Consider the following 14,250-nt stretch of genomic DNA (forward strand, 5'->3'; position numbering starts at 1 on the left):
GCCCCGCCCCGCTCGCAACGAGGTCAAACCCCAGGCCAAGGCCCAGGTGACCCGGCCCGGCATGTCCGGGGTGTCCCAGTTCGAGTCCCCGCCCGCCCGGCAACAGCCCGTGGCGCTGAACGCCCCCGCGGCCCTGGCGCGCGGCCCGAGCGTCGCGCCGGGCAGCTATCCCACCGCCGCGGACGTGCGGAACATCGCCGCCATGCAGGACCCGGTGGCGCGCAACCATGCGATTACCCAGGGCTATTCGGACCTGTCCAACGCCATGGGTCAGTTGCTGGGCACGGAGAACGCCAACTGGTCCACCTTCGCGACCTGGGCCTCGAAGCAAGCCGGCGTGAGCATCCGCGGCGAGGACATGCCCAAGTTCTTCACGGACGCGCTCAAGGGCGCCGACGGCGTCATGGGGCCGATGTCCAAGGTGGACGACCTGCTGCGCAAGCTGGGCCTCCCTTCGCTGCCGCTGGGCGACATCGCCTCGGCGGGCAATCAGGCGCTCCAGAACGTCAGCAAGGCCATCGCCGACGGCAACAAGCTGGTGTTCGAGGAGGTGGGCCAGGAGTTCGCCCGCTTCGTGGAGACCTTCCAGGGCGACACCCAGTATGACGCCGCCAAGGCGGAGCAGTACCTGAGTGGCTTCCCCGCGGACAAGCCGCTGCTGAAGGAGGCCTTCGGCCACTACGCCCAGGCCATGTTCGAGAAGGACCCGAACAAGAAGGCCGAGCTGATGCTCCTGGCCAACGACAAGGTGGGCCTGCACGAGCAGACGCAACTCCAGCCCTACGTCGAGAAGGCGCTCAACTCGCCGGTGAAGGACACCTTCCGCGACATCCTCAAGCAGACCGTCGAGGCGCAAATCAATGCGCTCCCCTTCCCCGCCAACCTCGCGGGCAAGGCGGCCTTGAAGACGGGCCTGGTGGACGCGGCGCTGAACCCCGTGGTGGATGGCGTGGCGAACGTGTTCCGCCGCGTCGCCACCGAGCACATGATGAAGCTGGCCGTGCCGGGCAGCGCGCTGAAGCTGGGCAATGATTTGCCGCCGCCTCCGGGCATGGAGTCGACGCTCTTCCCGCCGCACCTGCGCTCCATCGAAAACCCCGAGCTGCGCGCGCTGCTGGGCCAGCTCGACAAGAGCCAGGACAGCCTCAAGGGCTCCGGGGCGAAGGACTGGAGCAAGCTGGACCAGCGGATGAACTACATCGTCGACCTCTTCCGCTCGCGGCAGTCGGACCCGGCGCTGTTCGACCCGCCGTTCGGTCAGCGGGGAACCTACCCGGTGGCGCCCTCGGCACCGCGCGTCTCCTAGGCGCGCGGTTTCAAGGCTCACGCCTCGTCGACAACGAACTGCTCCAGCCGGGCGATGCCCAGCTTCTTCATCCGGCTCTGGAGCGTGGACGGCTTGAGCCCCAGCAGCGCCGCGGCCCCATTGGCGCCGTAGACGCGGCCCCGCGTGAGCGTGAGCACTCGCATGATGTGCTCGCGCTGCACGGCCGCCAGCGTCAGCACGGGGCCCCGCTTCGGCCCTCCCGCCGCGGGCGCCGGCTCCTCCGGCAGGGCCGCCACCACGGCCGCGCCGCGCGTGGGAACGTCGAAGGACTCCGGCCCCAGCTCCGTCCCTCGCGTGAGGATGGTGGCCCGCTCCAGCGCATTGGCCAGCTCGCGCAGGTTGCCCGGCCACTCGTAGGCCTCCAACCGCACCAGGCCCTCTGGCGTCACCCGCATGCCCCGCCGTCCCGTCCGGTTCGCCTGTTCCTCCAGGAGGAAGGCGCACAACTGCGGCAGGTCCTCCCGGCGCTCGCGCAGCGGCGGCAGGCGCAGGGGGAACACGCTCAACCGGTAGTAGAGGTCCTCGCGGAAGCGCTTCTGGGCAATGGCTTGCTGAAGGTCCACGTGCGTGGCCGCGAGGATGCGCACGTCCGCGCGCACCGTCTTGTCGCTGCCCACCGGCTCGAATGTCTTCTCCTGCAGCGCCCGCAGCAGCTTCGCCTGGAGGTCGAAGGGCAGCTCGCCCACTTCATCCAGCAGCAGCGTGCCGCCATGCGCCATCTGGAAGCGTCCGGCCCGGTCCTTCGTGGCGCCGGTGAAGGCGCCCTTCACGTGGCCAAACAGCTCGCTCTCCAGCAAGCCCGCCGGAATGGCAGCGCAGTTGAGCGTGACGAAGGGCTGGTCCGCGCGGGCGCTCCAACGGTGGATGGCGCGGGCCAGCCGCTCCTTGCCCGTGCCCGTCTCACCGGTAATCAGCACTGGCGTGTCCGTCTCCGCCACCTGCCGCGCCCGCCGCGCCAGGTCTCGCATCACCGGGCTCTTCGACGTCTCGAGGATGCCCTCCGAGTCTCCGCCGAGCTGCGCCTCCAGCAGCTTCGCGTGCTCGTGGTCCTGACGGTGGAGACGCTCGAAGGTGGCGCGCTGCTCGGCCGACTGGATGGCCGTGGCCAGCATCTGCCCGTACACCTCCACCAGGTCCACCACCGGCTGGGGGTACGTCTCACACTCGGCGCGGTCCAGGGAGAGCACGCCGTAGCAGCGATCACCCGCGCACAGCGGCACCACCATGCACGAATGCCCCGGCGGCAAATCCAACACGCCGTCGAAAGGGTCTCCATCCCCGTGGGCATGGTCCTCTTCCGTGAAGGCCTTCGCCCGCCGCGTCTCCAGGGCCTGCCGCAGCGAGGGGAACTCCGACAACGGCAACGAGTGCTGCCGCACCTTCGCGTTGGCCAACGACCCTCGTGCGGCCACCGCCACCAGCCGGCCCTCCTTCAGGAGGAACACCGTGGCCAGGTCGAAGCGCACCACCCGCGTCAGCCAGTCGAGCCCACGGCGCAGCAAATCCCCGACGGAATCCTCCGCCGTTGCCAGCTCGAGGAGGTCCCGAGCGTCCTTCGCACCGTCGATGGCGCCTGAAAAGTCGTCCTGCATACCTACGAAATAATAGGGTTCCACCGAAATTGCAGTGAGGCAGGCACCGAGATTTCGTGCCCCACCGTCCAGGCAACCACTCCAGGCCGGAAGATCCGTCGCAACCTCCGGAACACAAAGAGATTCTTTTGAACATTCGGGGAGGGGCCGCCTTGTAGGTGAACGGAGCACGCGTTCGCGGCCGCACATTCGAGCCGTTGCCTGCCCGGAGTGGGTGCAACCACGCGGCACTTCTCGTATTTTCCGCCCGCTCGTGAGGACCATGAGCGGCCAGTCTCCCCCCGGTTCGTCGATCCACCGAAATTGCAGTGGCGAAACGCACCGAGATTTCGTTAGACACCGGCCCAGCGGCACCGACCCAGTGGGGGTGAAATCCAAACCCCTGGAATCATTGATTCGAGGTTCTGGCACGGTGACTGCTAAGCGGTAGGACAGAACACGTTCACTGGGGTCGGCTCACCGCCGGGCCCCCATCCCAAGGAGCCGTAATGCTGACCGTTGGCGACAAGATCCCGAACTTCAAGGTGAAGGCCACCGTGTCCCTGGAGAAGGGCAAGGAGTTCCAGGACATCACGAACGAGACCTTCAAGGGCAAGTGGCTGGTCCTGTTCGCGTGGCCGAAGGACTTCACCTTCATCTGCCCCACGGAGATCGCGGAGTTCGGCAAGAAGAACAAGGACTTCACTGACCGTGACGCGCAGGTCCTCGGCCTGAGCACCGACAGCGAGTTCGTGCACCACGCGTGGCGCACGCACCACCCGGACCTGAAGAACCTGCCCTTCCCGATGCTGGCGGACATCAAGCACGAGCTGTGCAACGCGCTGGGCATCCTCCACAAGGAAGAGGGCGTGGCCCTCCGCGCGACGTTCATCGCGGACCCCGAGGGCATCATCCGCCACGTGACGGTCAACGACCTGTCCGTGGGCCGCAACGTCTCCGAGACGATTCGCACGCTGGACGCGCTCCAGACGGACGAGCTGTGCCCCTGCAACTGGACCAAGGGTGAGGAGACCCTGACCCAGAAGCTGTCGAAGGCGGGGTAATCCACCATGGCCTCGCTCGAAGTCGTCCGCTCTGAACTCGCGGACTCCCACAAGGACACCCGCCTCAACCTCCAGGGTGTCCTGGAAGGTGGCAGCCTCACCGCGGAGCAGCGTTGGGGTGTGGCCGTGGCATGCGCCTTCGCCGCTCGGAATGAGCGGCTGAAGGAGGCCATGCTCAACGAGGCGAAGAAGGCCCTCGCGAATCCCGAGCCTGTCATCGAGGACGCGCGTGCGGCGGCGTCGTTGATGGCGATGAACAATGTGTACTACCGCTTCAGGCACATGATCGGGAAGGAGTCCTACTCGACCAAGCGTGCCGGGCTGCGGATGAACCGGCTCGCGCAGGTGCTGACGAACAAGGTGGACTTCGAGCTGGTCTGCCTCGCCGTCAGCGCCATCAACGGCTGCGAGATGTGCATGCAGTCCCACGAGAAGGTCGTCCTCGACGGCGGCCTCTCCGAGGACCAGGTGCACGACGCGGTTCGCATCGCGTCGGTCATCCACGCGGCGGCGGTGGGGCTGGAGTCTTAAGCCCCTCTGTCGCGAGGCATCGCGGAAGTTTCAAGCGCCCTCCGGTGGAAACACCGGGGGGCGCTCCCTTTTTGGCCGCCGCGCATCCAACCAGCCGACACCGACAAACACACATTCGAAAGGAAGACACCATGTACCGCAGCCCCAGCCCCCTTCCCGAGAAGGCCCGCGCCGCCATCGCTGAATCGCTCAACGAGCGGCTCGCCGACGGGCTCGACCTGCACTCGCAAATCAAGGTCGCGCACTGGAACATCAAGGGTCCGCAGTTCGCCTCGCTCCACCCGCTGTTCGAGACGTTCGCGGTGAGCCTGGCCACGCACAACGACTCCATCGCCGAGCGCGCGGTGACGCTCGGTGGCAAGGCCTACGGCACCAGCCGCCACGTGGGCAAGACGAGCCGCCTGCCGGAGTATCCGCAGGAGACGACGCGTGACATGGAGCACGTGAAGCTCCTGGCCGAGCGCATCGAAGTCTACCTGGACGGCCTGCGGAAGAGCCGCGCCCTCTTCGTCGAGAACGGGGACTCGGACTCCGAGGGCCTCACCACGGACATCATCACCGAGTTCGAGAAGCACGCGTGGTTCCTGCGCGCTTCGCTCGAAGGCTGAGCCGCCTCACCCGGACGGGCCCGCCGGGGCTGTGCAACCCGCTGCACGCACATCCCAGGCCCTGTTCCGGCCGAGCCTCGTGTTCTCGCGAGGTTGCACCGGGCATGATGGTTGCTCTCCACGGGGGCATGACCCGCCGCGAAGCCGCGGTGTCGTGCACCCCTGGAGAAGCGCCCATGCGACGCATCACCTGTCTTGCCCTCACCGTCCTCGTCACCGCCTGTGGCGGCGGAGCCCCCACGCAGGAAGAAGTGGACGCGGCCCGTCAGCGCGTGGAGCGCGTGGTGGCGGCCTCGCATCAGGTGCGCGGCGCGCTGGAAGCCCTGGGCGTGCTGCCGGTGTACACCTGCGGTGAGCCCCGTCGCGCCTTCCTCAGCACCGCCGCGCATGGCGTGCGCGGGCGGTGGGCCTGCGCCCACGCCGCGGTGGAGCCCCATGACAGCGTGACGGACCGCGTGGTGCTCACCTTCGATGAAGGCGGCTGTGACGTGCACGGCCTGCGCTTCGCCGGTCAGGCGGCGTTCCTCTACCGCGGCGGCGAGGACCTCATGGAAGTGGAGGCGGACCTGCGCGGACTGACAGTGGACGGACACCCGCTCCAGGCGGAGGTGGGCTACGGCACGTGCGGCGACGAGACGCGCCTGTGGGCGGATGTGCAGGGCGGCGTCCCTGGACGGGAGGGCCACACGTTCCGCGTCGATGGCCGCGTGGGCATGCGAGCCGGCATGCCCGTGTTTGGTGGCACGTCGCTGGTGCTGGACGGTCCAGGCGAGCTGACGGGCCCTCAGGGCACCGACCGCCTCACGCTGACGGGGCTGCACTACGAGGTGGGTGAATACCTGCCGAAGGAAGGTACCGCGGTGCTGGAGACGGCGGACGGGCGGCGCGTGGAAGCCCGCTTCCAGCCCGTCCTGTGGCGCCTGGGCAAGGCCGAGGTGACGGTCGACGACCTGGAGCCGGTGACGGTGCCCATCGTCCGCTGAGCGGGCGCGCGGCGGCAGCGCGCACGGGGCGGACTTCCGCTAGGGTGTGATGCCGTGAGCGACGACGTCCCCCTTCCGGCATTCCGCGCCGTGCCCCGCACCGGCGTCATCTTCGTCACCGCCGAGGCCACCCGCCGCGGCTACCGCTCCAGCAACCCGGAGTGGTGCAACCTGGGCCAGGGCCAGCCGGAGACGGGAGACCTCCCCGGCGCGCCGCCCCGGCTGAACCAGGTCACCATCGACGTGGCCGACATGGAGTACGCCCCCGTCGCCGGGCTCTGGGAGGTGCGCGAGTCCATCGCAAGCCTCTACAACCGGCTCTACCGCCGGGGCATGCCCAGCCAGTACAGCGCGGAGAACGTGTGCCTGTCTGGCGGCGGCCGCGCGGCGCTCACCCGCGCCGCGGCCAGCCTGGGCGCCATCAACCTGGGCCACTTCCTGCCGGACTACACGGCGTATGAGGAGCTGTTGGACGTCTTCAAGGCGTTCACCGCCATCCCCATCCTCCTGGAGGGTGAGCGCGGCTACGCCTTCACCGCGGAGGACTTGCGGCGCGAGGTGCAGGGCCGGGGTCTGTCCGCCCTGCTCTTCTCCAACCCCTGCAACCCCACCGGCAAGCTCGTGCACGGCGAGGAGATGGCGCGCTGGGTGAGCGTGGCCCGCGAGCATGAGTGCGCGCTGCTGGTCGACGAGTTCTATTCGCACTACATCTGGACGGGCCGCCCCGGACACCTGCCGGTGGAGAGCGCCGCCCGCTACGTGGAGGACGTGAACAAGGACCCGGTGGTCTTGTTCGACGGCTTCACCAAGAACTGGCGCTACCCGGGCTGGCGCATGACGTGGACCGTGGGGCCGCGCCAGGTCATCGATGCGGTCGCCAGCGCGGGGAGCTTCCTGGATGGCGGAGGGAGCCGGCCGCTCCAGCGCGCGGCGATTCAGCTCCTCCAGGAGGAGCCCGTGGTGGCGGAGACGATGGCCATCCACAACACCTTCCGGGAGAAGCGGGACCGCTTCCACTCCCGGCTGGAGCGCATCGGCATCCGCACGGACCGCGCGCCGGACGGCACCTTCTATGTCTGGGGCAACGTGTCCGGGCTGCCGCCGCCGCTCAACGACGGCATGGGCTTCTTCCGCGCCGCGCTGGACCAGAAAATCATCGCCGTTCCGGGCGAGTTCTTCGACGTGAATCCCGGCAAGCGCCGCGCGCGACCCTCCCGCTTCCGCGGCTACGTGCGCCTGTCCTTCGGCCCGTCCATGGAGACGCTGGAGAAGGCCCTGTCGCGGCTGGAGGCCATGGTGCTCCACTACTCGCGCACGCCGGGTCAGCCGCCTCCGGCGCCCTGACGTGAAATGGCCCGGCCCCTCCATGCGAGGTGGCCGGCCCCGGACGCCTCGAGCCGCACTCAGCGGGGCGCGCCGCCCGTGCCGCGCTCGGGGACGACCCAGAGGTAGAGCGTCCGTCCCTCGCTCTGCACCGTCTTGGTCGGCGCCCAGTCACCCATGTCGAAGCTGTGCGACACGATGCGCGTGCCTGGCTTCAGCTCCGAGAGCAGCTTGGACTTGAGCCGCTCGTTGACGGAGGGCAACAGGTAGAGCGTCACCACCGACGCGTCACGGATGTCCGCGTCGAAGAGGTCCCCCTGGCGGAACTCCACCTTGTTCTTCACGCCCGCCTGGCTCGCGTTCTGGTTGGCCTCGGCGATGCGCTCCGGGTTGATGTCCACGCCCACGGCGTGCTTCGCCCCGTGCTTCTGGACCGCGGAGATGACGATGCGGCCGTCACCGCTGCCCAAATCATAGACAGTGTCCCCGGGCTTCACGCCAGCCAATGCCAGCATCCCGTCCACGGCACCTTCCGGCGTGGGGACGAAGGGAACCTCGGGCGACTGAATCGAACTGCCCGCGGGTCCGCGGACCTGCACCGTCACCGTCTGCTGCGCCGTCGAAACGCTCGCGGCGTTCGCGGCCATCGCCGCCGTGAACGCGAAAACCACCATCATTCGCTTCATGTCGCCTCCTTCGTTCGTTGCAGTCTGGGAGAGGAACTGGCCTTGGGGGAGGTCCCCTGCGAGCCCCTGCGGGTGCGCACCGCCTCCACGGCGAGCAGCACGCCGCCCGTGCCCAGCACTGCCAGCCCCGCGAGCGCGCCCAGCCCGGTGAAGGCCAGGCTGGAATAGAGGACGTAGGCGCAGATGCCGATGAAGAGCAGCGGCGTGAGCGGATACAGCGGCACGCGGAACGGCCGCGGCGCATCCGGCTCACGCACGCGCAGCACCATCAGCGACACGCCCGTCAGCAGGAAGAAGAGCCAGAAGACGGGCGCGGTGTACTCCACCATCGTCTCGAAGCCCTGACGCGTCAGCGTCCCCAGCCCCACCAGCGCCAGGGAGATGGCCCCCTGCACCAGCAGCGCGCGGGACGGGCCATTGGACTTCGCATGCCACTGCCCCAGCCCATTGAACAGCACGCTGTCCCGCCCGAAGGCATAGTGGGTCCGAGCCCCCGTCAGCACCGTGGCGTTGGCGGACGTCAGCGCGGAGATGGCGATGATGACGCTCAACACCAGCGCGCCCCCGCTGCCCACCGCGCGCTGCATCAGGTCCGCGGCCACCGCCTCCGAACGCGCCATGCCTTCGAGCCCCAGGCCGCGCAGGTAGGCCACGTTGACCAGCAGGTACAGCGCCGTCACCAGCCCGATGCTCGCCAACAGCGACCAGGCGATGGTGCGCCGCGAACCCCGCACCTCCGAGGACAGGTACGCCACCTCATTCCAGCCGCCGTACGTCAGCAGCACGAACACCATGGCCAGGCCCCAGGCGGTCCCTGACGACGCGGCCGGTGCCGGCGGCGCCGCCGCGGGCACCAGCGCGGGCGTGAAAAGCAACCCCACGATGACGACAGCCCCCACGCCCAGAACCTCCAGGGCCGTGAGCAGGTTCTGCGTACGGGTCCCCTGCCGAAGTCCGGCGATGTTCACCGCCGTCAGCCCCACCACCAGCATGGCCGCATAGACGGGCGACGAATACAGGCCCAGGGGGAAGAGCTGCGTGGCGTAGTCCCCGAAGACGAAGGCCAGCAGTGCGATGGAGCCGGTGGGGATGACGGTCAGCCGCGCCCACGCGAAAAGGAAAGCGGGCCCCTTGCCCAGCGCGCGGTACAGGTAGTGGTAGTCCCCGCCCGGGTGTGGCCAGGCGCTGGCCAGCTCCGCGTAACACAGCGCGCCCACCAGCGACGCGACACCGCCCAGCAGCCACGTGAGCAGCATGGCCTCACCGCTGCCGGACTGCGCGGCCACCAGCGAGGGCGCCTTGAAGATGCCTGCTCCCAGGACGATGCCCACTGTCAGGGCCATCACATCCAGCACGCGCAACGACGGCGACGGCGCGGACTCACCACGCTTCACGACTTCGACTCCTGCTTGCTGCTCCTGCATGGTGACGTGCTCCACGCGCCGCGGCAGCCTCCGCCGTCCGGCGCAAGATGAGGCCGCGACCCGGCCGTGGGGAGGATGAGCCTAGAGACCGTCCCCTCCCCGTCCATGAGACGCAGGGCCCCAGTGCATTGCCGTGGACAGGGCCCCACATCCGGAGTGGCGAGCGGACACTTCCTCGTTCCCGACCCGGTGGCTCTATGCTGGGTGTCAATGAGACTCCCGTCGTCCCGGCTCGCCCTGCTGTGCATGCTCTACTTCGTGCAGGGCCTGCCCTTCGGCTTCCAGGCCACCGCCCTGCCGGTGTACCTGCGCTCGCAGGGCGTCTCGCTGACCACCATTGGACTGCTCGGCGCGCTGTGGTTGCCCTGGGCCCTCAAGGCGCTCTGGGCGCCCCTGGTGGACCGGTATGGCTCGACGCGCATCGGCCGGCGCAAGTCGTGGATTCTGCCGATGCAGGTGGGGCTCGCGGCCAGTTGCGCCGCGGCGGCGGTCGCGGCTTCACGAGACGCGCTCCCCGCCCTGCTGGCGCTCGTCTTCCTGATGAACCTGTTCGCCGCCACGCAGGACATCGCGGTGGATGGCTTCGCCGTGGACACCCTGCGCCCCAGTGAGCTGGGCCTGGGCAACACCGCGCAGGTGGTGGGCTACAAGCTGGGAATGCTGACGGGCGGCGGGCTGCTGGTGTGGGCCAGCGCGCGCATCGGCTGGTCCGGCCTCTTCGTCGCCATGGCGCTGCTGTGTCTGGCCGTCTTCATGGTGATGCTCTTCGCCCGGGAGTCTCCCCCCGAGGCGCACGCCACGCCGTCCGCGGCCACCGCCCGGCAGGAGCCGGATTGGCGCGAGCTGTTCCAGCGGCTCAAGAAGGCGCTCCTGCTGCCGGGCGCGGGCTGGCTGCTGCTCTTCATCACCACGTACAAGCTGGGCGAGAGCATGTCCGACGTGCTCTTCAAGCCGTTCCTCGTCGACGCGGGCTTCACCGCCGCGCAGATTGGCCTGTGGGTGGGAACGTGGGGCACGGGCGCGTCCATTGTCGGCTCACTAGCCGGAGGACTGCTGGCCTCGCGCATGCCGCTGCTGGGCGCCGTGGGGCTCACCGCGTCGCTGCGGGTGATTCCCCTGGTGGGGCGGTGGCTGCTGGCCACCGGAGGCGTCACCGACGCGGGCGTCATCGGCATCACCATGGCCGAGGAGCTCTTCGGCGGCGCACTCACCACGGTGATGTTCGCCTTCATGATGTCGCGCGTGGACCGCCGCATCGGCGCCACGCACTACACGCTGCTCGCCAGCATGGAGGTCTGGGGCAAGGCGCCCGCGGGCCCGCTCGCGGGCTGGCTCGCGGACGCGAAGCACGGACTCAGCCTGGGCTACGCGCCCGTCTTCCTGCTGGGCACCGTCCTGTCCGTGGCCTTCCTGGTGCTGCTGGTGCCCATGCGGCGCCAGAAGCACGCCCCGAGCACCACGCTCAACACCGCCTGAGGCCACAGCCCAGAAACGCCGTCAGCCCTCCACGGTCGGCGCGTCGGGGAGCTCCGCCGAGCGCCACATGTACCAACTGGCCACCGAGCGCCAGGGCCGCCAGCGTTCGCCATAAGCAAGCAGCGCCTTGGGCTTGGGCATCTCCGTCAGGCCATAGGCCTTCATGAAGCCCTTGCGCACGCCGTAGTCGTCCACGGGCAGCACGTCAGGCCGCTCGAGTTGGAACATGAGCAGCATCTCCACCGTCCACTGGCCAATGCCACGCACCTGGGTGAAGTGCTCGATGAGCTCGGCGTCATCCATGCGCCGCACCTTGGCCAGCGGAGGCACGGTGCCGTCCAGCGTCTTGCGCGCCAGGTCCTGGAGCGCGGCCAGCTTGTTGGCGGACAGTCCCGCTTCGCGCAGCGACGTGTCCGGAACGGCCAGCAGCGCTTCCGGCGTGAACTTGCGTCCCGAGCCCACGCGCTCGCACACGCGACCGAAGATGGTGGCGGCCGCCTTGCCGTGGAGCTGCTGGTAGACGATGGACTCCGCCAGCGCACCGAAGGGGCTGTGCAGCGGACGCACCTGGAGCCGGAAGGGGCCAACGCTCTTCATCAACGCGCCCAGCGTCGGGTCCGCGCGCGACAGGGCACGGCGGACCGAGGGCGTGTAGTAGCTGGGGTATCGAATGACGTCGGGAGGAGGACGCGGCATGGGCGGCGACCATGATGCCGCCGCCCAGCCCCCTTCACGCAACCCGATTCTTGCGACAAGCCGCCGCCGCTCAAATCGGCGCGGCGTGCTCCGTCTCGGCCGGCACCTGGGTGCGAGGCTCGCCCTCCATGAGCTCCTCGAACTCCTGCTGCATCTGGACACCCAGGTCCACGAGCTGCTCCTTGGACAGGAGCTTGCGGACCTTCTTGAACAGCTCGCCCTCTTCCTCTTCGACGTGGTGCTCAATCTGCTCCTGGAGCACCTGCATCTTCGCGTCGAACTCCTCGTCCGACGGCTCCAGGTCCAGCAGGTCGGCGATGAGGCGCTTGGCGGACAGGTGTTCCTCGGCGGCCTCGCGCAAGAGGTCCTCCGTGTCCTGCGCCTTGGCCGCGGGATAGAAGTATTGCTCCTCGATGGAGGCGTGCGCGCTCAAGCGGTCGGTAATCATCTCGAAGAGCTCCTGGCGTTTCGCCTCCGCCCCCTCCGAGAGCTTCTCGTACTTCTTGAACAGCTTCTTCACCTCGTCGTGTTGCTGCGCCAACAGTTCGATAGCGTCCATGGTCGCCCTCTCCCTTGTGGATGATGGGTGTCGTGTTGAGGCGTGAAGACGTGTGGCTCAGGTCGGCAGCTTCTTCGCCGGCAGGTCCTTCACGGCGGGGCCGTTGAGCACCTTGCCGGTGGGACTGAAGCGCCCCCCGTGACAGGGACAGTCCCAGGAGCGCTCCGCGCCGTTCCAGTGCACGTGGCAGCCCAGGTGCGTACACACCGGGGACACCGCGTGCGTGATGCCGTCCTCCGCGCGGTACACCGCGACCTTCTGTCCCGCCACCTCCAGGACCTTGCCCTCGCCGGGCGCCACGTCCGCCAGCCGGTGCTCGTTCGGCCGGGACAGGCGATCCGCGACGAAGCGGAAGGCGACCTCCGCGTTCTCCTGGATGAAGTCCTTCGCGCCCGCCTGGGGCTTCACCCGCGTCGCCGAGTAGAGCGCCGCGAAGGGGTTCTGCCTGTCGAGGATGGCGTCGGAGAGAATCATCCCCGCCAGCGTGCCGAACGTCATGCCCGTGCCGGAGAAGCCGGTGGCCACGTACACGTGGCGGCTGGCCGTGTTGCGGCCGATGTACGCCAGCCCGTCCGCGGGCTCGATGACCTGGCCGGACCAGCGGTGGGTGATGTCCGTCACCGGGAAGCGCCGCAGCGTGTAGGCCTCCAGCGCGGCGTAGCGCCGGGCGGTGTCCTCGTCGGTGCCGACCTTGTGGTCCTCGCCGCCCACGATGACGTAGGTGCGCCCGTTCACCTGCTGCGTGCGGATGTAGTGATAGGGCTCCTGGCTGTCGCAGTACTGGCCCGGCTCCAGCGGCCCGTTGAGCGGCCCTGCCACCACGTAGGTGCGGTAGGGGTAGAGCTTGGTGTGCATGGCCACGCGGTTGAGCGGCGTGGTGGTGGCCTCCACCACGGCCGCGGCGGTGACGGTGCCCCGGTCGGTAACGACGCGGCAGGGCGCGCCGTCGTGAACCTCCGTCACCCGCGTGTTCTCGAAGATGTGGCTGCCGTCGCCGGGAATCCGGTCCGCCAGCGCCAGCAGGTACTTGCGAGGATGGAAGAGCGCCTGGTCCTCCACCCGCAGGGCGCCCTTCACGGGATACGGCAAGGGCACGTCCTGGGTGAAGGTGGCCAGCAAGCCGGCCTCGCGCGCGGCGGTGACTTCGTGGTGCAGCTCGGCCAGCTCGCGCTCCGTCTCCGCGTAGCGGTACATGGGCACGCGCTGGAAGTCACAGTCGATGCCGAGCTCGTCGACCCGCGCGGCGATCTGCTCGATGGCCGCGCGGCTGGAGGACGCCGCGAGCTGAGCCCCCTTCTCACCGAAGTCGCGCCGCAGCGTGGCGTAGGGCGTGTCGAGCACCTCGGTGAGGTGCGCGGTCGTCTGGCCCGTCTGCCCCGACAGGATGCGGTGCATGTCCAGCACCACCACGCGCTTGCCAGCGCGCTTCAGGAGCCACGCCGTGGTCAGCCCCGCCATCCCCCCGCCAATGATGGCCACGTCCACCGTCACGTCACCCGGCAGCGCCGGGAAGTCCCGCGGGGGGGCCGTCACCGTCCAAAGCGACCTGTGCGCCCGCTGCTCGTCGTCCATGGCCCAAGGCTAGGAACGGCGCCTCGGAGCGATAAGCCACGGGAGCGGACCGCACGGCTGGCCGCCTACCCAGCTCCAAGGCGTTGCAGATGTACACGAGCGAACACTGCCGGCCTTCTCGTGTTCGCAAATCACGGTGCGGGCAAGCCTGCTCTGGGGTGGCTCACCGACGCGCGTTACAAAAACCCGGTCCCAGGAGCCGAGGAGCTTCGACGATGCCCGTGGAAAGATTGGCTGGAAGCGCCAGCCTCGTCGACGTCCTGGACCGGGTGCTGGACCGCGGTCTGCGCTGGGACGCGAACGTCCACGGGCAGGCGCTCCAGGACTGGCCACCCGCATCCACACGCACCATCGTGGTGAAGTTCGTGGAGGTGCGAACGCCTACCCCTCAATCCCGTGGAGCCTGACGCAGTGGTCCCCCCCACCGCAC

Annotated in this window: 14 protein-coding genes; 8 read left to right on the forward strand and 6 right to left on the reverse strand. The window is 68.9% G+C overall.

Translation table 11 applies throughout. The features are described from left to right. Positions 1-1,306 (forward strand): hypothetical protein (locus FMQ63_RS35310; protein ID WP_228556550.1); only part of this gene is annotated, 1,306 nt, incomplete at its 5' end. A gap of 17 nt (positions 1,307-1,323) precedes the next feature. On the opposite strand, the gene FMQ63_RS35315 is transcribed toward FMQ63_RS35310, so the two are convergent. Next, positions 1,324-2,919 (reverse strand): sigma 54-interacting transcriptional regulator, encoded by a 1,596-nt coding sequence (locus FMQ63_RS35315; protein ID WP_011551676.1) that lies wholly within the window; start codon positions 2,917-2,919, stop codon positions 1,324-1,326. Between the two features lie 488 nt (positions 2,920-3,407). Here FMQ63_RS35315 and FMQ63_RS35320 point away from each other — a divergent pair, with 488 nt between their 5' ends. From FMQ63_RS35320 to FMQ63_RS35340, 5 genes are all read left to right on the forward strand, one after another. Beyond that, positions 3,408-3,962, forward strand: coding sequence for a peroxiredoxin (locus FMQ63_RS35320; protein WP_011551675.1), 555 nt, complete (start codon positions 3,408-3,410; stop codon positions 3,960-3,962). A 6-nt stretch (positions 3,963-3,968) separates the two neighbouring features. Continuing rightward, positions 3,969-4,493 (forward strand): carboxymuconolactone decarboxylase family protein, encoded by a 525-nt coding sequence (locus tag FMQ63_RS35325; RefSeq protein WP_011551674.1) that lies wholly within the window; start codon positions 3,969-3,971, stop codon positions 4,491-4,493. Between the two features lie 131 nt (positions 4,494-4,624). Beyond that, positions 4,625-5,101 (forward strand): DNA starvation/stationary phase protection protein Dps, encoded by a 477-nt coding sequence (dps, locus tag FMQ63_RS35330; protein ID WP_011551673.1) that lies wholly within the window; start codon positions 4,625-4,627, stop codon positions 5,099-5,101. 176 nt (positions 5,102-5,277) lie between these two features. Next, complete coding sequence (locus FMQ63_RS35335) at positions 5,278-6,084, forward strand: hypothetical protein (protein WP_225909794.1); 807 nt, start codon at positions 5,278-5,280, stop codon at positions 6,082-6,084. 54 nt (positions 6,085-6,138) lie between these two features. Continuing rightward, on the forward strand, positions 6,139-7,428 hold the full coding sequence (locus FMQ63_RS35340) for a pyridoxal phosphate-dependent aminotransferase (RefSeq protein WP_011551671.1): 1,290 nt from the start codon (positions 6,139-6,141) through the stop codon (positions 7,426-7,428). A 59-nt stretch (positions 7,429-7,487) separates the two neighbouring features. Here the strand turns inward: FMQ63_RS35340 and FMQ63_RS35345 are convergent, their stop codons facing one another. Next, a complete protein-coding gene (locus FMQ63_RS35345) occupies positions 7,488-8,093 on the reverse strand; it encodes a methyltransferase domain-containing protein (protein ID WP_011551670.1) in 606 nt (201 codons plus the stop codon). Next, complete coding sequence (locus FMQ63_RS35350; protein ID WP_011551669.1) at positions 8,090-9,487, reverse strand: APC family permease; 1,398 nt, start codon at positions 9,485-9,487, stop codon at positions 8,090-8,092. Before FMQ63_RS35350 ends, FMQ63_RS35345 begins: the two co-directional genes overlap by 4 nt. A 240-nt stretch (positions 9,488-9,727) precedes the next feature. Here FMQ63_RS35350 and FMQ63_RS35355 point away from each other — a divergent pair, with 240 nt between their 5' ends. Beyond that, the gene (locus FMQ63_RS35355) at positions 9,728-10,993 is read left to right on the forward strand and encodes an MFS transporter (RefSeq protein WP_011551668.1); all 1,266 of its coding nucleotides are present in this window, start codon (positions 9,728-9,730) and stop codon (positions 10,991-10,993) included. A 21-nt stretch (positions 10,994-11,014) separates the two neighbouring features. On the opposite strand, the gene FMQ63_RS35360 is transcribed toward FMQ63_RS35355, so the two are convergent. The 3 genes from FMQ63_RS35360 to FMQ63_RS35370 all read right to left on the reverse strand — a co-directional run bounded on the left by FMQ63_RS35360 (position 11,015) and on the right by FMQ63_RS35370 (position 13,820). After that, on the reverse strand, positions 11,015-11,689 hold the full coding sequence (locus FMQ63_RS35360) for a DNA-3-methyladenine glycosylase (RefSeq protein WP_011551667.1): 675 nt from the start codon (positions 11,687-11,689) through the stop codon (positions 11,015-11,017). A 70-nt stretch (positions 11,690-11,759) separates the two neighbouring features. Then, complete coding sequence (locus FMQ63_RS35365; protein ID WP_011551666.1) at positions 11,760-12,248, reverse strand: hemerythrin domain-containing protein; 489 nt, start codon at positions 12,246-12,248, stop codon at positions 11,760-11,762. Between the two features lie 57 nt (positions 12,249-12,305). Further along, the gene (locus FMQ63_RS35370) at positions 12,306-13,820 is read right to left on the reverse strand and encodes an FAD-dependent oxidoreductase (protein ID WP_011551665.1); all 1,515 of its coding nucleotides are present in this window, start codon (positions 13,818-13,820) and stop codon (positions 12,306-12,308) included. A 215-nt stretch (positions 13,821-14,035) separates the two neighbouring features. On the opposite strand from FMQ63_RS35370, the gene FMQ63_RS35375 reads away from it, so the two are divergent. Beyond that, a complete protein-coding gene (locus tag FMQ63_RS35375; protein WP_020477732.1) occupies positions 14,036-14,227 on the forward strand; it encodes a hypothetical protein in 192 nt (63 codons plus the stop codon). Positions 14,228-14,250: the final 23 nt, after the last annotated feature.

Source organism: Myxococcus sp. CA005, from assembly GCF_006518205.1.
Taxonomy (GTDB): Bacteria; Myxococcota; Myxococcia; order Myxococcales; family Myxococcaceae; genus Myxococcus; species Myxococcus xanthus.

What these genes read in the sequence shown, in the direction of transcription:
- FMQ63_RS35315 (WP_011551676.1), bottom strand. Translation starts at nt 2,919, where the DNA reads ATGCAGGACGACTTTTCAGGCGCCATCGACGGTGCGAAGGACGCTCGG.
- FMQ63_RS35320 (WP_011551675.1), top strand. Translation starts at nt 3,408, where the DNA reads ATGCTGACCGTTGGCGACAAGATCCCGAACTTCAAGGTGAAGGCCACC.
- FMQ63_RS35325 (WP_011551674.1), top strand. Translation starts at nt 3,969, where the DNA reads ATGGCCTCGCTCGAAGTCGTCCGCTCTGAACTCGCGGACTCCCACAAG.
- dps (WP_011551673.1), top strand. Translation starts at nt 4,625, where the DNA reads ATGTACCGCAGCCCCAGCCCCCTTCCCGAGAAGGCCCGCGCCGCCATC.
- FMQ63_RS35335 (WP_225909794.1), top strand. Translation starts at nt 5,278, where the DNA reads ATGCGACGCATCACCTGTCTTGCCCTCACCGTCCTCGTCACCGCCTGT.
- FMQ63_RS35345 (WP_011551670.1), bottom strand. Translation starts at nt 8,093, where the DNA reads ATGAAGCGAATGATGGTGGTTTTCGCGTTCACGGCGGCGATGGCCGCG.
- FMQ63_RS35355 (WP_011551668.1), top strand. Translation starts at nt 9,728, where the DNA reads ATGAGACTCCCGTCGTCCCGGCTCGCCCTGCTGTGCATGCTCTACTTC.
- FMQ63_RS35360 (WP_011551667.1), bottom strand. Translation starts at nt 11,689, where the DNA reads ATGCCGCGTCCTCCTCCCGACGTCATTCGATACCCCAGCTACTACACG.
- FMQ63_RS35365 (WP_011551666.1), bottom strand. Translation starts at nt 12,248, where the DNA reads ATGGACGCTATCGAACTGTTGGCGCAGCAACACGACGAGGTGAAGAAG.
- FMQ63_RS35370 (WP_011551665.1), bottom strand. Translation starts at nt 13,820, where the DNA reads ATGGACGACGAGCAGCGGGCGCACAGGTCGCTTTGGACGGTGACGGCC.
- FMQ63_RS35375 (WP_020477732.1), top strand. Translation starts at nt 14,036, where the DNA reads ATGCCCGTGGAAAGATTGGCTGGAAGCGCCAGCCTCGTCGACGTCCTG.